The sequence below is a fragment of the Nonomuraea sp. LPB2021202275-12-8 genome, assembly GCF_037044575.1.
Classification (GTDB): Bacteria; Actinomycetota; Actinomycetes; order Streptosporangiales; family Streptosporangiaceae; genus Nonomuraea.
This window is the reverse complement of the sequence record NZ_JBAHWD010000001.1, coordinates 113,093-135,543: the sequence shown is the minus strand read 5'-3', so window position 1 is coordinate 135,543 and position 22,451 is coordinate 113,093. Positions and strand designations below refer to the sequence as shown.

19 protein-coding genes and 1 pseudogene are annotated in these 22,451 nt (G+C 67.9%); 4 read left to right on the top strand and 16 right to left on the bottom strand.

All coding sequences use genetic code 11. The features are described from left to right. Positions 1-34 precede the first annotated feature (34 nt). Complete coding sequence (locus tag V5E28_RS00665; protein ID WP_336203902.1) at positions 35-1,045, bottom strand: hypothetical protein; 1,011 nt, start codon at positions 1,043-1,045, stop codon at positions 35-37. Positions 1,046-1,813: 768 nt separating this feature from the next. Here V5E28_RS00665 and V5E28_RS00660 point away from each other — a divergent pair. After that, positions 1,814-2,077, top strand: a complete 264-nt coding sequence (locus V5E28_RS00660; RefSeq protein WP_336203901.1) for a hypothetical protein — start codon at positions 1,814-1,816, stop codon at positions 2,075-2,077. A 132-nt stretch (positions 2,078-2,209) separates the two neighbouring features. Here the strand turns inward: V5E28_RS00660 and V5E28_RS00655 are convergent, their stop codons facing one another. Both V5E28_RS00655 and V5E28_RS00650 read right to left on the bottom strand, forming a co-directional pair. Beyond that, positions 2,210-2,887 carry a response regulator transcription factor gene (locus tag V5E28_RS00655; RefSeq protein ID WP_336203900.1) on the bottom strand — a complete coding sequence of 226 codons (678 nt, stop codon included), beginning with the start codon at positions 2,885-2,887 and terminating at the stop codon, positions 2,210-2,212. A gap of 9 nt (positions 2,888-2,896) precedes the next feature. Further along, complete coding sequence (locus tag V5E28_RS00650) at positions 2,897-4,120, bottom strand: sensor histidine kinase (RefSeq protein ID WP_336203897.1); 1,224 nt, start codon at positions 4,118-4,120, stop codon at positions 2,897-2,899. 1,431 nt (positions 4,121-5,551) lie between these two features. Here V5E28_RS00650 and V5E28_RS00645 point away from each other — a divergent pair. Further along, positions 5,552-5,737: a hypothetical protein gene (locus tag V5E28_RS00645; RefSeq protein ID WP_336203895.1), complete on the top strand. Its 186-nt coding sequence runs from the start codon at positions 5,552-5,554 to the stop codon at positions 5,735-5,737. Positions 5,738-6,273: 536 nt separating this feature from the next. Here the strand turns inward: V5E28_RS00645 and V5E28_RS00640 are convergent. Beyond that, positions 6,274-6,639 (bottom strand): hypothetical protein, encoded by a 366-nt coding sequence (locus V5E28_RS00640; protein WP_336203893.1) that lies wholly within the window; start codon positions 6,637-6,639, stop codon positions 6,274-6,276. A 300-nt stretch (positions 6,640-6,939) separates the two neighbouring features. On the opposite strand from V5E28_RS00640, the gene V5E28_RS00635 reads away from it, so the two are divergent. Further along, complete coding sequence (locus tag V5E28_RS00635) at positions 6,940-7,170, top strand: hypothetical protein (RefSeq protein WP_336203891.1); 231 nt, start codon at positions 6,940-6,942, stop codon at positions 7,168-7,170. Between the two features lie 199 nt (positions 7,171-7,369). Here V5E28_RS00635 and V5E28_RS00630 read toward each other — a convergent pair whose 3' ends face one another. The 10 genes from V5E28_RS00630 to V5E28_RS00585 all read right to left on the bottom strand — a co-directional run bounded on the left by V5E28_RS00630 (position 7,370) and on the right by V5E28_RS00585 (position 19,375). Continuing rightward, on the bottom strand, positions 7,370-8,761 hold the full coding sequence (locus V5E28_RS00630; protein WP_336203889.1) for an FAD-dependent oxidoreductase: 1,392 nt from the start codon (positions 8,759-8,761) through the stop codon (positions 7,370-7,372). Between the two features lie 259 nt (positions 8,762-9,020). Continuing rightward, complete coding sequence (locus V5E28_RS00625; RefSeq protein ID WP_336203887.1) at positions 9,021-11,012, bottom strand: FHA domain-containing protein; 1,992 nt, start codon at positions 11,010-11,012, stop codon at positions 9,021-9,023. 464 nt (positions 11,013-11,476) lie between these two features. Continuing rightward, positions 11,477-12,430 carry a dihydrodipicolinate synthase family protein gene (locus tag V5E28_RS00620; protein ID WP_336203885.1) on the bottom strand — a complete coding sequence of 318 codons (954 nt, stop codon included), beginning with the start codon at positions 12,428-12,430 and terminating at the stop codon, positions 11,477-11,479. Beyond that, the gene (locus V5E28_RS00615) at positions 12,430-13,686 is read right to left on the bottom strand and encodes a metal-dependent hydrolase family protein (protein WP_336203883.1); all 1,257 of its coding nucleotides are present in this window, start codon (positions 13,684-13,686) and stop codon (positions 12,430-12,432) included. The genes V5E28_RS00620 and V5E28_RS00615 overlap by 1 nt, the downstream gene beginning before the upstream one ends. Continuing rightward, positions 13,683-14,438 (bottom strand): ABC transporter ATP-binding protein, encoded by a 756-nt coding sequence (locus V5E28_RS00610; protein ID WP_336203881.1) that lies wholly within the window; start codon positions 14,436-14,438, stop codon positions 13,683-13,685. The genes V5E28_RS00615 and V5E28_RS00610 overlap by 4 nt, the downstream gene beginning before the upstream one ends. Then, on the bottom strand, positions 14,435-15,190 hold the full coding sequence (locus V5E28_RS00605; protein ID WP_336203878.1) for an ABC transporter ATP-binding protein: 756 nt from the start codon (positions 15,188-15,190) through the stop codon (positions 14,435-14,437). The genes V5E28_RS00610 and V5E28_RS00605 overlap by 4 nt, the downstream gene beginning before the upstream one ends. Beyond that, a complete protein-coding gene (locus V5E28_RS00600; protein ID WP_336203876.1) occupies positions 15,183-16,139 on the bottom strand; it encodes a branched-chain amino acid ABC transporter permease in 957 nt (318 codons plus the stop codon). The genes V5E28_RS00605 and V5E28_RS00600 overlap by 8 nt, the downstream gene beginning before the upstream one ends. Next, positions 16,136-16,990, bottom strand: coding sequence for a branched-chain amino acid ABC transporter permease (locus V5E28_RS00595; protein ID WP_336203875.1), 855 nt, complete (start codon positions 16,988-16,990; stop codon positions 16,136-16,138). The genes V5E28_RS00600 and V5E28_RS00595 overlap by 4 nt, the downstream gene beginning before the upstream one ends. A gap of 30 nt (positions 16,991-17,020) precedes the next feature. Beyond that, entirely contained in the window at positions 17,021-18,394 is a 1,374-nt protein-coding gene (locus V5E28_RS00590; RefSeq protein WP_336203872.1) for an ABC transporter substrate-binding protein, read from the bottom strand. A 57-nt stretch (positions 18,395-18,451) separates the two neighbouring features. Continuing rightward, on the bottom strand, positions 18,452-19,375 hold the full coding sequence (locus V5E28_RS00585; RefSeq protein WP_336203871.1) for a LysR family transcriptional regulator: 924 nt from the start codon (positions 19,373-19,375) through the stop codon (positions 18,452-18,454). A 63-nt stretch (positions 19,376-19,438) separates the two neighbouring features. Here V5E28_RS00585 and V5E28_RS49410 point away from each other — a divergent pair. After that, positions 19,439-19,798, top strand: a pseudogene (locus V5E28_RS49410) (FAD-binding oxidoreductase); the annotation flags it as partial. A 129-nt stretch (positions 19,799-19,927) separates the two neighbouring features. Here the strand turns inward: V5E28_RS49410 and V5E28_RS00580 are convergent. Together V5E28_RS00580 and V5E28_RS00575 are read right to left on the bottom strand one after the other, a co-directional pair. Further along, complete coding sequence (locus V5E28_RS00580; protein WP_336203869.1) at positions 19,928-21,121, bottom strand: alpha-hydroxy acid oxidase; 1,194 nt, start codon at positions 21,119-21,121, stop codon at positions 19,928-19,930. A gap of 229 nt (positions 21,122-21,350) precedes the next feature. Beyond that, positions 21,351-22,364, bottom strand: a complete 1,014-nt coding sequence (locus tag V5E28_RS00575) for a LacI family DNA-binding transcriptional regulator (protein WP_336203867.1) — start codon at positions 22,362-22,364, stop codon at positions 21,351-21,353. Positions 22,365-22,451: the final 87 nt, after the last annotated feature.

The following is a 22,451-nucleotide window of genomic DNA, read 5'->3' as shown; positions in this document are numbered from 1 at the left end:
GGCGGTTGGGCACGAGATCGACGATCATGCCACGTCATTTCAGGCCGCCGAGGAAGGTCTTGGCCACCTTCGTCAGGGCCGGCTGCGCGACTGCCGACTCGAAGAAAGGTGCCCGGTAGCCGGCGGCGTCGACGAGGCCGCCTCCGGTCGTTGTCCCCCGGAAGGTGGCCTCGACCGTCCGGTTACCGACCAGGACCTTGATGAGGATCTCCATCATGGGGGGCGCGCTCTTGTCGTAGCGCTTGGTGGTGCTGGACACCACGACGAATGCCTTCTCGCCGAGCCCGGAGAGCTCCTGGCGGGGTTCGTAGTCAATGTGGAGGCGATCGTCGGTGAGGCCGCCCTTGTCGTGGTAGCGGTCGTACTTCTTGGCATCGCGATCGAACTGGAACGTCGACCCGGTGTCGCCGTCCCCCCAGCCAACCACGCGGATGTCCAGTTGACCGCCGCGCGTGGTGAACTCCTGTCCAGGCCGGTGTTTGACGACCTCTTTGACCGACCAGGTGCAGGTGGTCTGCTTGACGCTGCCGTCACTGGTGCTGACGGACGGTCCGTCGGCGGCGGGGAAGAACGCCGACTCGATCTGTTCGGCGGTGACGACGCCACAGGGCCCGGTGAGCTTCACCTTGTCGGCACTCTTGGTCATTTCCGCGGTGATGAGCTCGGCGACCTTCCCGGCCGCGGCCCGCGTCTCGTCGCCGGAGGGGTATCTGGTGCCGGTCCGGTTGTCGCCGCCATAGGTGACCTTGATCAGCCAGGGCCCCTGCCGGACGAACACCTCCGCTTTGAGGCCGCTCATCCCGATCGAGGTCTGGTTGTAAGAGGCGTCGCCATACTCCAGCGCCCTAAGCTCGCCGAACGCCGAACCTGAGGTCCTGCCGTCGATCCGCTTGCCGTCCCGGACGTTGACTCGCCGCTCGTGCGACTTCTTGTCCGTGTCGAAGCGGTCCGTGGCGTGTTCGACTGCGCTTTGCGTCTCTGCGCTCTTGGCTGCCACGGAGATGCTCAGCACGCGATGGCCGAGGACGCCGTTGCCGACGTCCATCTTGCTGTTCGTCCAACTACAGGCCGCCCGCTTCTCGGTGTCGGTGGCGGCCCCAGTGGATGCGTCCTTCCCGCCGTATTCGGCATCGGCGACCAGGCTCTTACGGAGATCGTCCGGTACGGCAGCGCAGAGCTGGTCGCCGGTGATCGCCCGGAGTTTCACCGCCTCGGTTGTCTTCGCCGCCGTGGACGACCGGACCGCATCGCCCCGGCCGGAGGTCGGCTCAGCGGGCGGGCTGGCTTCGTCACGGCCCAGGAGCAGCCAGCCCCCCGCCAGCCCGCCGATCAGGACGACGCTGAGCACGATGACGACGGCGATCAGCGGCCCCTTCTTCCCGCGTCCGTTGCCGTTTCGCTGGGGAGGTGACCACTGCCCTCCGGGGCCGCCCTGCGGGTGGGGCGGCGGCCCGCTGGGACCGGGAGGCCACCGTACGTCCGGTCCTGTCCCGCCTGGTGCAGGTCTGCCCTGTGCGGGGGGTGGAAAGCCGCCGGGAGGCCAGGCCTGCGCGCCGTGCCGCGCACCCGGATATCCGGGCGCGCCAGATCCGTGGGATGGCGGGTAAGGGGTGGACATCGGCGAACCTCCAGAGCGGGCGAGCCTGCCGCCCCTGACATGGCAGGCATACGGTAGGAGCGCATGCTCCGCCCCTTGCGCCCCCGGATGCGAGCCTACGGACGGCGGGAACGCAGGCGTGTCAGGTGAACGCCCCTCACCGTGATCACGGTCCGGCCGATCGTTGCCTAGGAACGCGGCGACGATTACCGGCTGGTGTGGTGGATCGAGGCCGACAGCCCTGCCCAAATCCAGGCTGGCCTGGCAGGTCTGACTCGGGCGCCGGTGGCGGGTGTGGATTCGGTCGCCGCCGAGCTGGCCGCCACGGAGGAAGCCGTCGCTTGGGCCCTGGCCTGGCTGAGCAGCCACACCGGCTGGCTACTGCTCTTCGACAACGTCGAAGAGGCTGCCCATATCGAAGCGCATCTGGCCCGAGTCCGACTCGGCAGACTCCTCCATGAGTACGCGCATGCCGCTTGAACTGCATGGATGTAGTTTCGGCGGCGCAGTCCTGCTTGTGGCAGGCCCGGCATCGACAAGTGATCGGCGGTCCACCTGTGACCTGGCCACCTGCCTCGCCGATCGCGCCAGGCGCCACAAGCGACAGGAAGGTCAGCCAGTGGCCCGACGCGGTGTCACCAGGCCCACTTCGTAGGCCAGGGCCACCACATGGGCCCGGCTGGACAGGTTGAGTTTGGTCATGGCCCGGTTGAGGTGAGTCTTCACTGTCGCAGGGCTTAGGTGCAAGTGCAGGGCGATCTCATCGTTGGACAGAGTCTGCCCGACCAGTGTGAGGATCTGCAGCTCACGTGAGGTCAGGACGGACAGGTGAGGCGAGGAGTCGTACGGCGAAGAAGGTAGCGCGGGCGTGAAGGCTTCGATGAGCCGCCTGGTGCTCGTCGGCGAGAGTAGAACGTCACCGGCGGCGACGGTTTCGATGGCAGCCAGCAGGCGGCTGGCGGGGGTTTGTTTGAGCAGGAAGCCGCTGGCGCCGGCGCGTAGCGCGTGATAGACGTACTCGTCGATGTCGAAGGTCGTGACGACAAGAACCCGTGGCCGATCCGGTCTGGTGGCCTCGGTCAGGATTCGCCGGGTGGCCTTGATGCCGTCCAGCCCCGGCATGCAAATGTCCATCAAGATCACATGGGGTCGGGTGGAAGCTGCCAGCTGGACCGCCTGGTGACCGTCGGCGGCCTCGCCGACCACATCGAAGCCCGGGGCGGCGCGTAACAGGGCGACCAGCCCCGCCCGCACCAGGTCTTGGTCGTCGGCGACAAGCACTGAGATCATCGTTGCCCATCAGTCTCCAGGGTGCGGGGTTTGCAGAGGCACGCATGCGGTGACCCGGAAGCCCCCTTCAGGAGAAGGGCCTGCACTCATCGTGCCCTGGTACAGCTTGACGCGTTCGCTTATCCCAAGCAATCCGTGACCCGGAATGACCGGCGTCTCTGTCACCGGTTCGCAGCGCTTAGGTCCCGCGTCGATGATCTGGACTGTGACCGCGTCGCTGGCGTATCCAATAAGGATCTGGACTTGAGTGGGCGCGGCGTGCTTGAGGACGTTCGTCAGCCCTTCCTGGATGATCCGGTAGAGGCACAGCTCCAGGCCTGGCGGTAGGGGCTTCGGATCGCCGATCACTGTCATCTCCGCGCTGACGCCCGCAGTGCCAACGCGTTCCATCAGAGCCGCCAGGTCCTGCAGCCCAGGAGCGGCGTCGTAGGCTGCGGGAGTCGAGTCGTCAGTCCCGATTCGTAAGATCGACAGCAAGCGTTGCATCTCGCCCAGGGCCTCGCGACTGGTGTCGGAGATGGTGGCCAGGGCGGTGCCCACGGTTGCCGGATCGGTTGTGAGCACGTACTGGCCCAACTCGGCCTGAATGGAAATCACTGACAGGTGGTGGGCGACCACATCGTGGAGCTCACGGGCGATCCGCACCCGCTCACGGGCCGCCGCCAGCTTGGCGGTGCTGTCGCGCTCCAGCCGAAGCTTGTGAGTCAGTTCGCGCAGCCGTCCCGTGAGCTCTGCCTGTCGCCGATTGCGTTGGGCGAGCAACCGCACAACCAGCCCGAACACCACCACGAAACCGCACACGACCAAGGCCCTGGCCAGCACCGACCAAAGCGCTGCCCAGGGCGTTTGCATGGCCGTGGCGTACGCCCACGCGCAGGTGGTCAGCACGCTCGCGGCCAGGCAGTATCGCAGCGGTCGATGGACGGCCACAGAGTAGAGGGCCACCAGCGAGCTCAGACTGTTCTGACCGGGGTGGTAACCCATTGCGTGATAAATCAGCCCTGCTACGCAGCACACCACGACCACTGCCAAGGGCCACCGCCGGCGAAAGGTCAATGGAAGGTTGGCTGCCGCGATCAACAGCAGAGCTCCGGTGTCGGGCGGCCGGGTGTCCGGCTGCTGTTCGGTCCACGCCCAGGCAGCGCTGGTCAGGGTGAATGTCACGGCGAGCGCTCCGTCGACGATGCGGGGATCGACGGAGCCGAGTTGCAGCCAGAGCCGGTTCATCCACATTCGCGCATGTTAGCCGCACACCTTCCCCCTGCCAGCACCAAAATCATCCGAGCGGGTCTGGCCACCCGGGCAACGCAAAGCCACCTCCCCGCGACGCCTGGGACGCTCACTTTTCGCAGCTGACCAGTGACCAGGGCAGCCTTCCTCGGCACCGAGGGAAGAGGTCAGGCTTAGGAGCGTGAGAGATCGTCGGCAGCAGAGCGGCGAAAGCGTTCGCGATGGTCAAATGGGCCGGGAGAAGGAGCAGGGATCGTGATGCCGCGCTTGCTTTCATCCTGACTGCCAGACCTCGCGGACGCCCCGCGAAGCCCCGCCCGGTTATGACCTGGGCGGATGAATTATCGGCAGGCGGACTGCCGGATGGCGCTGGCGCCGGCGGCCCGCCGCCACCCGCGATCCACCCGCCGCCAGGACGGCCTGACCAGCCGAAACCTCAGGTGATGCATCACCGAAGCCCCCTCGCGGTCACCCCGGTCTATCGCACATCCGGACCCACACAGAACACCGAACAAGCCGCGACCGAGTGCGTCCCACGCCTGATGCAGCCCTCACCTGTAGAATCAGCTCTTGTAGAGGAATCGGGCCGGAAACAATCATCGCGAAGGCGAAGCCGGAGATGATTAGAATTGGTCACCCCGGCAGCGTTTCAATTCTACCGGGGTCCCGTGAGTGATTGAATCTAGAAATAACAAGTGTCCGTGTCTCCGCCAACCCGCTTGTAGCTGGGGAGAACATAGACATCCACGTCATAGAGGAAGGCCTTGTCCTCTGGAAATCCTATCGTCAGAGTGGGCCCTGACGAACTCCAGTTGCCTTGGCTTGTGGACACTACTGACGCATCTCGACCTGCGACATAGTCTCCGTCGTAGTAGATTGCGTGGGTTATGTAGTAGGATTTCTTGTTTCCGTATCCAGACCCCTTCGCGGTGCCTTTCACGTAGAAGTTGACATCGTTGCACGTGACGTTTGCGGTTGTTGACGCGGCATGACTCACCCCTGGAGTCGCCAGCACGGCCGAGCAACAAAGAGTGAGTGATGCCGCAGCGCGAGCCAGCGTCACACGGTGCCGGCGCCAGCTAGGCCGCCGGCGCCCGTGCACCTCATTACCAGGCCGGGCTGGTGTAGTTTCCGAATTACCCATCGGCTCCATTCCTCGAGTAAGGCCAGTCACCTGCTCGTGCAGAGGCCATTGATTTGACGGGACATATCAAATGAGCGCGTAGAAATGCGCTTGACAGTCCCGCAATTTTGGCTCCGGACGCGAAGACCGAGTACAAATACCGGGATTCGACATGCATCAATTTACCCCAAGGAGATGTCAGGCTCTATACCGCGTAGATTGACCTTTCCTGCACCTACAGTGGTAGGCGGGTCTGCAACTTCTGCGGTATCTGGTAACGGGTTGATGGGGTTGCCCTAAGTCGCGCCAGCATGATCAACGTGTATTCGTCCACGCCGCGACCGCCGCCGGTGATGGTCTGGACGCCGTCCCACACGTTCGCCTTCCTCGCCGAGGCTGCCGCCCCCCTGTGGGTGCCGGAAACTCGGCCTTCAGGACTGACCTGGGGGTTTGGCATTTCAGCGCTGGCAGGCATGATCGCTTCCATGGCGCTGTGACTGGTTTATCTGATCTTCGTTCGGCTCTCGAGCTGGGCGGTGCTGCTGGGGCGCTCGCAGAGGTCGAAGGATGCGGAGATTCTGCTCCTGAGACATCAGCACTCGGTGTTGCGTCGGCAGGTGGCAAGGCCTCGGCCGTCGTGAGCGGATCGGGCGGTGATCAGTGCGCTGGCGCGCCTGCTGTGTCCGGCCGGTCGTCGGCGGTTGTTCGTGACGTCGGGTACGCTGCGGCGCTGGCACGCCGCTCTGGTGCGGCGGCGCTGGACCTTCAAGAGCGGCGCCCAGGGGCGGCCGCCCACCCGCGCCTCCATCCGGACCTTGGCGCTCCGTCTGGCCCGGGGGGATCCGCTGTGGGGTTGCCGGCGGATCGCCGGGGGAACTCGCCGCTCTGGGCTATCGGGTTGGCGACTCCACCGTGTGGCTCATCTTGAAGAGGGCCGGTATCGATCCAGCGCCGCGACGCTCGGGACCGACCTGGGGCGCCCGGCTCCGCTGGATCACTGTGCCGTAGATCGCCCGCTCCCGCCGACCGTCGATCAGCGATCCCATGGCGGGCTGTCGCCCATCTTCTCGTAGTAGCGGGCCAGATGGGCCTTGACTCTGCCGACCTCCTCCGTGGGGATGTCGATGCCGCCACGGGCGCCCTGCATGACGTTGCCGGCGGCCATGATGGCCCGTGGCACGGCCTTGAGCCGGTTGTCGATGACGTCGGCGATCAGGAGCTTGTAACTGGTGAAGTTGTCGGGCTTGTCGCCGTTGTACCAGACGTGGGCATCGCGGTAAGCGGCGTCCGGCTCGTCCTCGGCGTTGGCCCAGTCCCGTACCCGCTTGTCAGCGGCGTCGCCATCCCACGGGCGGTCACGGTCGGCAAGCGGCAGATCCTGGAACCTCGTAACGGTCATGGCATGGCCGTCTACCCTGGCTGACCCCAGTAAACGGCAGGCCAAGCCATGGCGAACCACATGAGTAGACGAACGAGAGGGCGACTCGGCGGATCGGTTGACGGCGATGCGGAGGGTGATGAGGCTGCACCGCAGGAAGGGCCAGCCGCGTCTTTCTCATGCTTGCCATCATGGACCTCTTCTGGGGATGATCTGCTGATCTTCGGATACGCCCCACATTGACGGCATTTGGGGGATGGCTGGCTGATTCACCGGTGACTGTGTGGGTAGACGACGCCCACCTGACTACCAGGAGGACTCATGTCGGCCGAAGAGACAGGCCAGGTCACCGGAACCAAAGACAAGGACTACAACATCCTCTGGTTCACCGAGGCATGCTTGAGCAACGTCCTGCGTCTGGAGACCTACGCCCAAGACGCTGAGCGCGAAGGAGACCGGGAACTCGCGGACTTCTTCAGGCGCGCGCAGGCAGAAAGCCGCAAGGGAGCCGAGCAGGCGAAGGAGCTTCTCAAGAAACGCCTCACCAGCTAAGCGGGAGACACGCCCGTATGCGGTCCGGTTGGTGCCGTGCGGCATCGCCAAGAAAGCAGCCTACAAGGGAACCCGTCGGCACCAACGGCTGCTGCAGCCGCTCGGCACTGATCGGATCAACGGCCAGACCTTTTCCAGATATGCAACCGGCTGACAGGGAGGGTGGCAAGACCGGCGGAGGCCGTAGCTCTCCAGTGGCTTACAAGCTCTCGGCCAGCCTCCGAGCCGCGACCTGTACGATGTCCCACGCGGTGGCGAACGGCGGCGCGTAGGACAAGTCGGACCAGGCTAAGTCATCAACGGTCGCGCCGTGCCACAACGCGGTGGCAACGGTGTCGATGCGTTTGCCCGCGCCACGCCCGCCGACGATCTGCGCGCCCATCAGCCGATGATCCGACGGCGCTGCCAGCAACTTCACCGCGACCGGGTCGGCCTCGCTCATGTAGCCGCTGGCCGTGCTGCCTTCGGTGACCAGGGACGTCACCTCGATGCCGGCGGTGGCCGCTTCACGCTCATTCAGGCCGGTGCGGGCGATCTCCAAGTAGGTCGTGCCCGCAGCGAATCGGGTGATCGCGGTGCCCAGCACGCCGCCGAACCGCAGCGCGCCTGGTGTGACGAGGTTCGTGCCGACGATCCGGCCCTGTTTGTTGGCATGGGTGCCGAGCGGCATGTACGTCCACGTGTCGGTGAGCCGATGCCGGGTCTCGCAGCAATCACCGGCGGCCCAGATCCCGTCGGCCAGGCTCCCGTCCGGCTCGGGTCGCAAACCGCCACTTGGGCCGCTCGGCAACTTGTCGAGGTCAAGGTAACCGGTGTTCGGTGTGATCCCCAGTGCCAGCACGACCAGGTCCGCCGGATAGAGCTCGCCTTCCGCTGTGTACACGCCACGCACCCGTCCGTCCGCAACGTCCAGTCGCACGACCGGTGAGCCGACCACGACCCGGACTCCTGCCTCGTGCATCCCCTTCTCGATTCGAGCGGACAGGTCGGGGTCCAGGGAACTCATCACCCGAGTGCGGGTGATCACGGTGACCTCGTAGCCACGCCTCCTGGCGGCCTCGGCCATCTCGACGCCGATGTAGCCGCCACCCGCGACAACCACCCGGCCACTGCCCTCGGGCAGTCCCGCGAGCAGGTCCAACCAGACAGCGCCGTCGGTGAGCGTTTTGACCGGCGCGACGCCGGCATACCGTTGCCCGGTACTGGGATCGATGGCCCAGTCCCGCACCACGGCCGACGCACCGGTCGCGATCACCAGCTCGTCGTAGCCCAGCACCTGCTCACCGTTGGCATCCTGGTAGGTGACGGTGCGGGCCTGCCGGTCGATCCCGGTCGCGGTGGCGCCGAGCCGCAGGTCGATCCCGGCTGCCCGGTGCTCCTCGGCGGTGCGGGCCACCAGGTTGTGGCCGCTGGACACGTCTCCGGCGACCCAGTAGGGGATGCCACAGGCGGAGTACGACGTATCGCCGGTCGCCTCCAGCGCGGTCACAGCCAGCTTGGTCCCGGCCGCTGCGGCCGTCCGGATCGCCTGGTGCGCGGCACTCATCCCTGCTGCATCGGCTCCGATGACCAGCAGACGGGTGGCGCTCACCGAGTCACGTCAATCGAGGCCATGGCTCGGAGCCTACCCAGCTCTGGACGGAGACGTAGCCCTCGCGAGAAGCAGTGAGCTGGCCTGAGGCGATGCAGATCACGTAGCGCGGTGATCGAAGCGTCGTCGTGGCCGGTGACCAGCCAGGCGTCGTGGCCGACCCGCGTGCGAATGCGGTCGGGCATCACATCGATCGCGGCCGCGTCCGCGGAGATCAGGCCGACCCCGGGTCCACCTCCACGGTGCGCCGGGCCGGGATCTACCGGGGGGCCTGTGCCGTCGGCCGTGGCGATCGGCCTGTCGATCTGGAGATCACCCGGGTGTGCTGTTCCCGCTCGCTGGCGAGTTGTGGAGCCCACACAGGTTCCCCACCCGGAGCGGCCGCGGGCTCCTCGCGGTAGAAGATGTCGATGTCGACCTCCTCACCGCCCATGACCACCGTGTCCCACACGTCGCTGATGACCAGGATGCGCAGGGTCTCAGCCGACAGCCGGCCGAGGTGGGCTCGCAGGGAGGCATCGTCGGGCAGGCCGGAGACGCGCTGCGACAGACGGCCCCGGACGAGCCCGAGCCGGTCCATCAGCGTGTCGATGTCCGCCGCGACCTGCGCGTCGGAACTCGGAGCGGCCTGCGCGTCGGCACAGCCCTTGGCGATGTTGTCCTTGATGGCACGGGTGACGCCGTCCTCGTCGGACGTGACCATCGCCTGCCAGGCACGGCTCTTGTGCCGGTACTGGAGCATCGCCATGGCCGCCTCGTGGCGGATGAAGTCCGCGTCGCGGAAGGCTCGCCCGCGCCAGGCCTGGCTGAGCGACCGGGCCAGAGAGATGACCGAGGCCAGCCCGCTGTTGAGTCCGCGACCCGGCCAGAAGTGGATGGCGTTGGCGGCGTCGCCGAGCAGGAAGCCGTAGGTGCCCGGGGTGGTGGACGTCGGGGCGTGCAGGCGCGCGGTGAAGCGCGGCCGCTGCACCATGTCGAGCCGGAAGGCGGTGACGGCGCTGAGGTTGTACTCGGCCACGCCGAACATCGCCAGCCCTTCCTGCACCCGCCGCCACAGGGGAGACCCCTTGATCAGAGCGGGCAGGAACAGGGTGCCGTGGGTGGAGCAGTGGAAGTCGCCGTGGTCGGTACGGCCCATCATGCACGGGCTGGCGGCGACACACTCCTCGAACACGCGACGGACGGGATCGATGCCGACGACCTCCTCGGCCTCCTCGTCGGTGAGTCGCATGTTGAGGAAACCCTCGCCGCCCAGGGCGTTGAGCAGGTAGCGGTTCTGGGCCACGGTCAGCAGGACCGACATGGCGTCAGGCAGGTCGGACTTGACGCGTAAGCCCAGCACGACATCCTGCAGGTGCTTGCCGTTCAGGGAGTAGATCGAGCTGTCGGCGGTGCCGAACTTGCCGGTGAAATGCTCCCGCGTGCGCGAACGGCCACCCTCGCAGATGGCGAGCACATGATCCTGCTTCGCGCTGTCGCCATGCTCGTCGGGATTGAAGCGGGTGGGGACGAGCCGGATGCGGTCGAACTTCTCGCCGGCCATCTCCAGGAGCGTGTCCTCGATGTAGGCGATGCGGAGGTTGCGCGGGGCGTGTCCTCGGATGGAGTCGGGGCCGGGCGGCCACATCTCGGAGTACGCCCCGGGCTCGAACAGCCGAGCCTGCACCGGGCCGGGGAGGTTCAGGTACTGGCGGCTCTGGACCGTGACGACCTGCTGGCGCCGTACGTTGCCCTGCTCTTGCCCCTTCCACGCGACCCGAGAACCGTCCTGGGTCCAGCGGCCGTCGTAGACGGTGACGGCGACCCGTGGGCCCATGAGGTGCTCCAGGAGGAGCGCGAGGCTCAGCCCGACGGGCCCACCGCCGGAAACGGTCACCCGGAGTACCGGTCCCGGGCCGACCGGCGGGGCGGATCCGCTCGCCTGCGGCAGTGGGGATGCACCGTAGACCGTCGCGTCGTCGTCGGAGGGCAGGAAGCGGAACTGCTCGTCGCCGATCGTGATCAGGTCGCCCGGTTGGAGCCCGTGTGAGGTGACGCGCTTGCCGTTGACCATCGTTCCGTTGCGGCTTCCCAGGTCGTGCAGGATGTACTGCCCGGCCTCGTGGCGTATCTCTGCGTGGCGGCGCGAAGCTCGTCCGCTGGAGATCACCACGCTGCAGTCTTGCCTGCGGCCGAAGGTGGTCGGCGTGTCACCGAGCGGGAAGCGGCGGTCGGTGAGGGGGCCGTCGTGTCCGACGATGACAGGGGGCATGATGCCTTCCTTATCGTGACAAGAGATCTGGTCATCGATGAGTCCAAGTCCATCATGTGCGACCAATAGCAGCCACATAAGAGAAAAGTACGCGTATCGGCTCAGCTGGCGATGTGTGTCCCAGCATTGCGGATCGCCTCGATTTCACCCGGTCGGGGATGCCGACCGTTGGCCCGATGTGCTCTTCGTCGAACCCGCGATTTTCGAGCGTTCCGCATGCGTGGGTGCCGGATATTGGGTCTCCTCATGCGACCTTGATGTCGGCGTCGACCGGATCGGGTAGCGCCCGCAGCGGTCTGGCCTGCTTCAGGGCCGAGTGCTTCCTGGATATGGACGCGATCCGCAGCTCGTCTCCCGTGGTGTTTCGGCTTCTGTAATTGCTGATGGTCAGGGTGTTTGTGCGAGAGCGCCGCCAACCACAGGCGATCGGCCGGCTCGTAAGGCCGCTCCCGCCGCGTGAAACCTCAGGTGGGGCTCGCCTGTACGCAGTCGAGGCCGGCGTCCTGGAGGATCGTACGGATGCTGTCCAGCGCGGAGGGGTCGTCCACCGGGAGCTTCGGCCTGCGCGGGTACCCGCCGCTCTCTCCCAGTAGGTTCATGGCCGCCTTCAGGGTCGCCTGCATGCCGCCGAAGGCCCAGTTGTAGCCGTCGGCGCGCTCCCCGGCGAGCCCGGCCATCAGCTTCTCGAAGCGGCCGGCGATCGCGTGCGCCCGGGTCACGTCGTCGCTCCAGGCGGCCTCGAAGAAACCCGGCATGTCGGCGCCGAGCAGCATGCCGCTGCCGAAGTGCCCGTCGCCTCCGTACCCGCCGCGGATCAGCGCGACGCCCACCCTGTTGAGCATGTTGCCGAAGACGCGCAAGGTCGAGCCCACGGCCTCGATGGTCTGGATGAACTCCCACATGCTCGGCACGCTCTGCTTGATCGCCACCACGGTCGGGATCTCGGCGAGGCCGGCGATCTCGTGCAGGCTGATGTGGTGCCCGTTGTCCTGCGGGAAGTTGTACAGCCATGCGGGGATCGGCGCCGCGCCGAAGACCTCGCGGTAGTAGGTCTCCAATTCCACGGCAGTCGGTCGGGCCAGCGGCGGCGGGGCCGCCAGCACCGACGTCGCGCCCACCCGCGCGGCATGCTCGACCAGCGCGGCGGCGTCGTCGGCCCGCGAGCACGTGACGCCGACGACGGTCGGGACCCGCCCGGCCACCGCCTCCACCGCGATCTCGGCGACCCTCCGGCGCTCGTCAAGGGTCTGGCTGAACCACTCTCCGGTGCTGCCGTTCACACAGATGCCGTGGACGCCCTGCTCCACCGACCTGTTGACGACGGCTCTCAGAGCCTTCTCGTCCAACGCGCCCTCGCAGGTGAAGGGCGTGATCGCCGCTGACCAATAGCCTCTCCAGGAGACGTCGTTCCGGTCCATCAGGTCGTCCTCCTCGTGGGCCCGGTCGTCTCCGGGCGTCTGTCGACCGTCAGGCGGCCGGATTGGAGGACCGCGTGGATGGCGTCCTCGTTCTGCAGCACGGTGATGTCGTCGGCGGGTGATCCGTCGAGGATCAGCAGGTCGGCCAGGTAGCCTTCGGCGATCGTGCCGAGGTCGTCGCCGCGTCCGATGATCTGCGCGTTGACGGCCGTGGCGGCGCGGACGGCGCCCAGCGGCCCCATCACCCGCGCCTGGAGTTCAAGCTCCAGCGCCTTGCGCGGCTGGTGCCGGCCGAGCGCGTCGGATCCGGAGCCGATGCGGACGCCGGCGTCCATCGCGATGCGCAGGGACGTGAACGCGGAGTCCAGGACGGTGTCGATCTGCTCGACCTGGTGCGGCGTCATGCCCATGGCGATCCCGTCCTTGGACAGGAGCTGGAACGTGGCGATCGTGGGGACGAGGTAGGTTCCCTTGTCCGCCATCAGCTTCGCGGCCGCCTCGTCCAGCAGGTTGCCGTGCTCGATCGAGCGGACTCCGGCCTCGACCGCGTTCGCGATGGAGCCGGGGTTGTACGCGTGCGCGATGACGTGCTTGCCACGGGCCCGGGCCTCGTAGACGATCGCGGCGAGTTCCTCCCGGGTGAACTGGGTGTCGGTCACGTCGTCGCCGTGCGAGGCGCACCCGCCGCTCGCCATGACCTTGACCTGGTCAGCTCCGGCGCGCAGCACTTCGCGGGCGGCCCACCGCACCTGCTCGACGCCGTCGGCCACGACCCCGGTCCACACCAGACCGTCGAACATCACGACGGGCTCCCGCTCGTGCCGTCGGCGGAAGTCGGAGTGCCCGCCGGTCTGGCTGAGGGGGCCGTTGGAGACGAGCATCCGCGGGCCGGGCGCCATGCCGCTCTCGGCCGCGAGCCGGAAGCCGGAGTCGGTGTATCCGGCGTCGCGGACGGTGGTGAACCCGTGCCGCAGGGTCGACTCCATCTCCCGGAACACGGCTGCGGCGTACAGGGCGCGCGGCCCGTCCAGCAGCTTGTCGAGGTAGTCGACGGCGCCCAGGTGCGCGTGCGCGTCGATCATCCCGGGCATGACGGTCCGGTCGGCGCAGTCCAGGACGCCGGCGTCGCCGCACGTGGCGTCCCCGCTGCCGACGGCGACGATGCGGCCGTCCTCGACGCGGATCCACGAGTCCGGGACGGGGTCGCGGCCGGTCCCGTCGATCAGTGTGGCGTGGATCAGGTAGTTGACGGTCATGACACTCCAGGCGAGGGGAGGGGGAAGGTCTCCGCAGGCAGATCGCCCCCGAGGTAGAGGGCTCCCAGGCGGGGGTCGTCCAGCAGATGCGAGGCGGCGCCTTCCAGCGCCACGCTCCCGGTCTCCAGGACGTAGCAGCGGTCGGAGTGCGCGAGGGCCTGGCGCGCATTCTGTTCGACGAGCAGGATGCTGATCCCGCTGTCCTTCAGCCGGCCGACGATCTCGAACACCTGGTCGGCGGCGAGCGGGGACAGGGCGGCCGAGGGCTCGTCGAGCAGCAGCACCGCCGGGCGCCGTACCAGCGCCATGGCGAGTGCCAGCAGCTGCCGCTCGCCGCCGGACAGCAGCGCCGCCGACTTGCCGGGGATGTCGGCGAGCTGGGGGATGTCGTTCAGCACCTCGGCGACGCGGGCTTCGGTCGCCGCCCGCGACCATCGCCGGGGCGCCATGACGAGGAGGTTCTCCCGGATCGACAGGCTGGGGAAGGTGTTCCTCACCTGCGGTACGTATCCGAGGGCGGCGCGGCCGCCGTCGGACACGCTGCCGGATGGCACGGCCGCGCCGCCGATGCGAACCTCCCCCTTCGTCCACGGGAGGAGACCCGCGATGACCTTCAGGCAGGTCGACTTGCCGGCGCCGTTCGGCCCGATCACGCAGACCACCTCGGCGTCGCGCACGGTGAGCGACAGGTCGTCGAGTATGCGGTTGCCGCCGTAGCCGGCGTCCACGCCGACCACGTCGAGAACGGTCATGAGGTGCCTCCCAGGTAGGCCTCCAGCACTTGGGGATCCCGTCTGATCACCTCGGGTGTGCCGTGGACGAGCTCCCTGCCCTGGGCCAGGACGTGCACATAGTCGCAGTGCTTCATGACGAACTCCATGTTGTGCTCGATCACGCCGACGGCGACGCCGCCGGCCACGACCGCGTGCATCTTGGCGGCGATCGTTCTGGCCAGGGCGGGGTTCACGCCCGCCATCGGCTCGTCGAGCAGCAGCACGCGGGGCTTGCGCATCAGGGCCCGGCCGATCTCCAGCAACTTCCGCTGGCCGCCGGACAGGGCGTCGGAGCGGTTGTCGAGGACGGACGCGAGGCCCATGAACTCGGCCGTCTCCCGGGCCAGGCCGATCAGCTCCCGCAGCTCGGCCGCGTGCGCCCGCGACCGGAACGCCATCGCCAGCGCCCGGACGGCCGACGGCCGCGAGCCCGCGACCACCAGGTTCTCCAGCGTGGTGAGCTGGTCGAACATGCGGGGCGTCTGGAAGGTCCGTGCGATGCCGGCCGTGGCGGCCCGGTGCGGGGAGACCTTCGGCACCGGCCGGCCGTTCACCCGGACCGTCCCGGAGTCGCACGTGACGAATCCGGTGATGCAGTCGAACAGGGTCGTCTTGCCCGCACCGTTGGGGCCGATGAGCCCGGTCAGCCGCTCCTTCGGCAACGTCAGGCTGACGTCGTGGAGCACGCGGAGCCCGCCGAAGCGGACGGATACGTTCTGCGCCTCAAGCATCGCTGACCGGCACCCCCTTGGTGGCGGGCGCCGGCTGCGTCACCGAGGCGTCCGCATCGTCGCGCAGGTGGTGGCGTGACCTCATGGGCAGCAGCCCCTCCGGCCGGAACTTCATGGTGATGATCAGGATCAGGCCGATGGCGATCCAGCGCAGCGAGGCGAACTGGGTGTCGGTGAAGGCCGTGATCCCGAAGTCGCTCAAGAACCTGGTGAGCTCGAAGACGGCGGCGATCGCGGCGGCGCCGAGCCAGGCGCCGGCGTGGCTGGCGCCGCCGATGATGATCCCGGCCCAGATGTAGAACGTCACGCGGGGGTCGAACTGCTCGGCGGAGACAAAGCCGACCCAGTGCGCGTAGCAGGCGCCGGTGAGCGCGGCCAGGGCCGACCCCCAGACCAGCACCATCGTCTTGAACGCGGCGACGTTGCGGCCGAGCATGGCCGCAGCCGGCTCGTCCTCCCTGACGCTCGACAGGTTCAGGCCGAGCAGCCCCCGGGTGACGATGCTGGACATGACGTAGGTGACCGCGAGCAGGGCGGCCGCTACCCCGAGCCAGATGCCGGCGAAGAGGTCCGGGGCCAGGTCGCCGAACGGCCGGGGCACGCCGGTCAGCCCGCCCGGCCCGCCGGTCACCTCAAGGTTCTGCAGGAGCACCCGCAGAGCCTCGGCGAAACCGATGGTGACGATCGCCAGGTAGTGGGAGGTCAGCCGGGCGGCGATCCAGCCGAGCGGCAGCGCGGCCAGGCCGCCGAGCGCGGTCGCGAGGGGAATGGACAGCGCCAGGCTCATCCCGCCGATCGACAGCAGCGCGGTGGCGTACGCGCCGACGCCGAAGAACGCGACGTGCCCGAAGTTGATGATGCCGGTGCGCCCCACCTGGATGTTCAGCGACAGCCCGAGGGCGCCGTACATCAGGGCGATCGTGGCGATGGCCGGAAGGTAGGTGGTCATACGCGCACCGCCTTGCCCAGCAGGCCCTGCGGTCGCACCAGGAGCAGCAGGGTGAGGACGAGGAAGGCGAAGATCGGTTTGAAGACGGCCGGCATGGCCAGGGTGAACAGCTCCATGCCGACGCCCACGACCACCCCGCCGAGGATCGCGCCGCCGAAGCTGCCGAGCCCGCCGAGGATCGCCGCCGCGAACGACGGGAGCAGCAGGTTCCAGCCCATGAGCGGGCTCAGCTGGGACTTGACGCCGTAGCAGATGCCGGCGACGGCGGCCAGCGCCCCGGCCGCGCCCCACGCCAGCATGAGGGTGCGGTTCTCGGAGATCCGCGCGACGCGGGCCAGCGGCTTGTCGTCCGACAACGCGCGCATCTCCCTGCCGATCCTGGTCCGCCTGACGACGGTGGCGACGACGGCCATGGTGGCGAGTGCCACCAGGCTCGTGTACGCCGCCACCCGGCTGACGTAGAGGCCACCGACGGAGAACTCGCCCGTGACGCCGAAGTCATAGGCCCTCAGCGAGTTCCCCCAGAAGAAGGAGACCGTGTAGTCCAGTACGAACTCCAGCCCGATCGTCACGATGAGCAGCGTCATCAGCGGTGCCGTCCGGAACGGCCTGATGACGATCAGGTAGCCGAGCATCCCGAGGACGAACGCGCTCAGCACGCCCGCCCCGATCGCGAGGTACCAGGTGCCGACGAGCGGGCCGAAGGCGTACGCCGCGTAGGCGCCCGCGGTGACCAGACCGCCCTGGCTGACGTTGGGAAATCGTTGGACGGCGTAGACGAGGGAGATGCCCAGCGCCGTCAGACCGATCAGCATGCCGTCGGTCACGCCGTTGATGAGTGCTTGCAGCACGGGAACCACCATTCATCGCCGAGCTATCGGTCAGGGCAGGGTGAACTCTTTGACCAGTTCGATCTCTCCGGCCTTGACCCGGTAGATGCCGTAGCCGGACAGCTGGTCGCCCTTGGCGTCGAATTCGAGGTCGCTGGAGGCGCCCTGGTAGTCGATGTCCTCACCCTTCTGGAGCGCCGCGATGCCGTCGGCGTAGCTGCCGACCACGGTTCCGGGCGCCGATGTGACCTTGGCCACGGCCGCGGTGAGCTCACCACCCTTCGTGCATGTGCACGCCGCCATCGCCAGGGCGACGACGAGCGCGGAGTCGTAGGCGTAGAAGGCGAAGGTGTCGCTGGCGAGCAGGGTGCGGCCGGTGTCGGCCTGGAAGGTCCGCCGCAGGTGCTCGTACGCCGCGCCGTCGACGTTGGGCGCCGCGTCGACGGAATAGAGCCCTTCCGCCGCGTCGTTCCCGAGCGCGTCCAACAATCCCTGATTCACCGACCATCCGACGGACAGCCACGTGCCTTTCTCGAGTGAATTCTGCGCGTCTTTCATCATCGCCGCGAGCTCCGGCGTATATCCCACGTTGACGATGACGTCGGCTTTCTTGCCGATCGCCCGGCGTACCTCGCTGGTATAGCCGCTCTGGTTCGGCGGATAGGTGATGGAGTCGACCACGTCGCCGCCGGCAGCCTCGAAGGCCTGCTGGAAGCTCTGGACGATGGTCAGGCCGCTGGGGTCGTTACGCGACATGGCCACGGCGCTCTTCCAGCCCTGTTCCCGTACCGCCTGCGCGATCGCCGAACCGGTGTACTTGCCCGGCGGGTAGAAGCGCCAGACGAGGTTGTCGTCCTTGAGGTCGGTGACGCCGGCGGCGCCCGCCGCGGTCGTGAGCAACGTGCCGCTCTGGATCACCATCGGAGCTATGGCCAGGGTCTCGGCGCTCGACCAGACGCCCATGATGGCGGCCGAGCGGTTGATGTTGATCAGCTTCTGAGCGGCCCGGGTCGCGGCGTCCGGGTCGGTCTGGGAGTCCTCGATGTGCAGCTTGAGGCTCCGGCCCATCGGCGGGTTCTCGTTGATCTCAGCGACCGCGATCTTCAGCGCCGATTCGATGTCCGGACCGTAGACCGCCCCGCCGCCGGACAGCGGAACCAGCCCGCCGACGTCGATGACATTGCTGGCGGACGAATCGCCGTTCTTGCTCGCACCGCACGCCGTCATGGCCACGACCATCCCGGCAAGAGCGACCCACGTGAGCGATGCGCGGATTCTCGTCGTGCATTTCATCGCTTCCTCCTGATCGGCTCGTCCGCCCTTGTCTGAGTCGTGAATTTTCGGGCGCGACGAACGCCCGGACATTCGAAGGCGTGGTGGCGCACCGATATCGCGGGCGAATTCGCGGAAGACTTGCCGTGACACTACTTGAGCGGTGCGGCGAGAAAGATGCTGAAATGCTGAGGTTCGATGCCGTGGAGGCTATCGGTCGCGGCCTGCCTGCACGGGCACCGGCGCCGCGCGGCGGAGGAGATGCACGAGGTCATCCCGGGCACTGTTGCGTTCGCCTCGCCTGGAGGCCATGAGAATGCTCGACTTCGCGGGGCTGCCGTGCAATCCGACGAACGCGACGCCGTCGCGGGGCAGCTTGGCCATCTCGCTGGACACCAGGGCCACCCCTTCGCCGCCGGCGACGAGGGCCAGCAGCATCAGCGTGTTCTGCACCAGGTGCTTGACCATGGGCGTGAAGCCGGCTGTCGCGCAGCCGCTCAGCATGGCATTGATCATGCCCTGCCCGATCCTGCCCTCGTAGGCGATGAACGGCTCGCCCGCCAGTACGGCGAGGTCGATCTCGGCCTCGTGGGCGAGCCGGTGATGAGCGGGCAGGGCGGCGACGAAGACGTCGGAGCACACGGCCTCGAATTCCAGCCACGGGTCGACGTTGCCCGGGGCGCGCAGCAGGCCGCAGTCGATGCCCCCCTCGTGCAGAGCGGCGATCTGGTCGCGCGTGTCCATCGGATACAACCGCAATTCCATCCGAGCGTGCAGCAGGACGAACTGGCGCAGCACGCGCGGCAGCAGTTCCACGGCCAGCGGCTCCACGTACGCCATGGAGAGCTGTCCGCAGATGCCGCCCTCGGTCGATCTCGCCAGCTCTATCGCGCGCTCCAGCCGGGCGACCACGATGTCGATCTCGGCCAGGAACGTCTCGCCCGCCGGTGTGAGCTCCACGTTGCGCGAGTTCCGTCGCAGGAGCTGGACGCCGAGAGCGTTCTCAAGGGCCTGGATGTGGCGGGTGAGGGGCGGTTGGGTGCTGTGGAGCCGTGCGGCCGCCCGTCCGAAGTGCAACTCCCTGGCCACAGCCTGGAAGGCCCGCAGTTGCTGAACGGTCGGATCCTTAGCCATCACGGCATTGAAACCGCCACTCGTGACATCCGTCAATGATCTGGCCGATGAGACGCTTGCCCCATGGTCGTCGCCAAGGCACTGCACGTTCTCGGCCGGAGCCTGGATCCGGACGGCGTGCTGCTCCCCCCACAGGACCTCTCCCGATACGAGCTCAGCCCCAACAACCTCAAGGGCCGGGCGGCCGGCGTGATCCGGCCCCGCACGGTGGAAGACGTGCGCACGGTGCTCGGCGTCTGCCGCGAGCACCGCCTGCGCGTGGTCGCGCAGGGCGCCAACTCGGGCCTGGTCGGCAGCGGCCTGCCCGACTCGACCAGCACCCAGGCGGTGCTGTCGACCGAGCGCATGCGGGACGTGTTCGAGATCGACGCGGACGGGCGGACGCTCACGGCGTCGGCCGGCTGGACGCTTGACGAGATGAGTTCGGCGGCAGCTTCTTCGCCGAGCACGGGATCGGGCCGAAGAACGCCGACGCCTATGCCACCTACGTGCCGCAGCCGGTCCGCGAGCTCGACCCGTACGGGATCCTCGGCTGGCGCGTCCCATGACCGGTCAAGAACGAGGGTGCGCCCACAGCCACCCGGGATCGAGCGCGGCCACCGACGGACACCCCATCAGGCACATCGTCCGGATGATCTGGGAGCGCAGCAGTTCCAGGACGTGCGCGACCCCGGCTTCGCCCGCGATGGCCAGCCCCCACACGACCGGTCGGCCCACCAGCACCGCCCGCGCCCCGAGCGCGAGCGCCTTCACCACGTCGCCGCCGCGGCGGACACCGCTGTCGAGCAGCACCGCCGCGCGCCCCCCGACCGCGGCCACCACCTCGGGCAGCGCATCGATCGTGGCCGGCACGCCGTCCAGCTGACGCCCGCCGTGGTTCGACACCACGACGGCGTCGGCGCCGAGATCGACCGCCCGCCGGGCGTCGTCCCCGGTCATCACGCCCTTGACCACGAGGCCGCCGGCCCAGGTCTCGCGGATCCGCTCGACGTCCCGCCAGGTGGGGGAGAAGGACTCGGCTCCTCCGCGGGCCATCTCGGTGAGCGACATCGCCCTCCCGTCGCTGCCGAACCGAGCGGTGTTGGGCAGTTCGAACGGCATGCCGTCGCGCCAGAACCGGAACGCCCACCCGGGCCGCCGGATCATCTGCGGGCCGAGCCGCAGGGCGGTCCCGGCGTTGATCCGCAGGTCGTAGCTGAACCCGTTACGGAAGTCCCGCTCCCGGTTGCCGGCGATGCCGGTGTCCATCGTCACCACCAGCGCCTCGTAGCCCGCCGCCCGCGCGCCTTCGACCAGCGACTCCATCCCGGCCCGGTCGGAGAACCTGTAGAGCTGGAACCACTTCGGCCCGTCGGAGGCCGCGATGTCCTCGAGCGAGTGTCCGCTCCCCGACGGCACGACCGGGACCACGCCGGCCCGTGCCGCCGCCCGCGTGACCGCCAGGTCGCCGTCCGGATGGACGAGCCGCATGCCGCCGCACGGGGCGGTCAGCACGGGCATCGACAGCGTGGTCCCGAGCACCTCCGTCTTCAGCCCCGGCCTCGGCACCCACACGCCCGTGCGCGGCCGCAGCAAGAGCCGCCGCAGCCGCTCGCCGTTGAGCCGCATGGTCAGCTCGTCGTCCGCGCCGCCGTCGACGTAGTCGAACAGCAGCCTCGGCAGGACCTTCCGCGCGCGGTCGCGCGCGTCCTCGTAGCTGAGCACTCCGGCGAGACGGCGCTGCTGAGCGGGCTTTCCGAGAGGCATACGGAGATCCTAGGCACACCGCTGTGCAGGACCATTGCCATTCGCAGCGGGATCGATGCCTGGGCACGTCCGCCGCCGGAACCCGTCGAGCAGGTGCTGAACCCGGCGACGAACGCCGGAACGCACCCGCCGTACCGCCAGGGAAACACAACGGCTAATCGGGATATCACCCTGCCACCGGTCAAGGGCCGCTGGAGACTGAACAACCTCGGAGGAGGCGTTTCAGGGATCAGGCAGCGACGGTCGAACCGCGTATTACAAGTTCGGTGGCGAGTTCGATGTGGTGGGACTCGATTTTCTCACCGGCGGCCAGGCGCAGTGCGGTGCGCAGGGCGATGACGCCCATCTCGCGCAGCGGCTGGCGTACGGTGGTCAGCTGCGGCGAGGTCATGGTGGCGATCTCGGTGTCGTCGAAGCCGACGACGCTGAGGTCTTCGGGGATGCGCAGGCCGCGGGCCCTGGCGGCCTGTATGGCGCCCATGGCACTCTCGTCGCCGGCGGCGAAGATGGCCGTTGGCGCGGGATGCAGGTCGAGCAGGGCGGCTCCCTCTTTGATCCCGTCGGGATAGCAAAAGCCCGAAGTGCGGACGTACTCGTTGGGCACGGGCACGCCCGCGGCCTCCATGGCGGCGCGGTAGCCATGCATGCGTGCTTGGTTGGTGGTTGAAGTCGCGGGGCCGCCGAGATAGGCGATGCGGCGATGGCCGAGGTCCAGTAAGTGCTGTGTAGCGGACAGACCGCCGGTGAAGTTGGTGGAGCCGATGCTGGTCCCGGGGATGTCGGGCAGGTTCAGCGGATCGATGACAACCACCGGGAGGCGGGCCTGGGACAGGGCGGCGAGCTGGGCCGAGGTCGGCACACTCATGAGGGTGATCATCGCTCGACGCCCAGCGGCGACCAGGTCGCGAGCCCAGGAGACGCCCTCGCCGGCCAGGTCTTTCGGATAGGTGACGACGACCGCGACGCCCAACTCGGCTCCGGCCTCGACTGTGCCCTTGATGACCTCGGTGGAGTACGCACACAGATCGTCCACCCACATCTCCACCGTGGCCGTCACCTGCGTTTGGTCCCGGCGTGAGGAGAGCGGCACGTAGCCCTGTTCCAACAGCAGAGACTGCACCAGCGAACGAGTGGCCGGCGCGACGTCAGGGCGGCCGTTGAGCACCTTGGACACAGTGGCCACGGACACACCAGCCGAGGCGGCGACGGTGGCCAGCGTGGTACGCCCAAGTTTGCTCGGCACCGATTCCTCCTTTACGCCCGACATCTACCTTAAGGTTTGACCAGCCGGGATGGCCCAGGAATCAGCGATCGAATCCGCAGCCGTCGA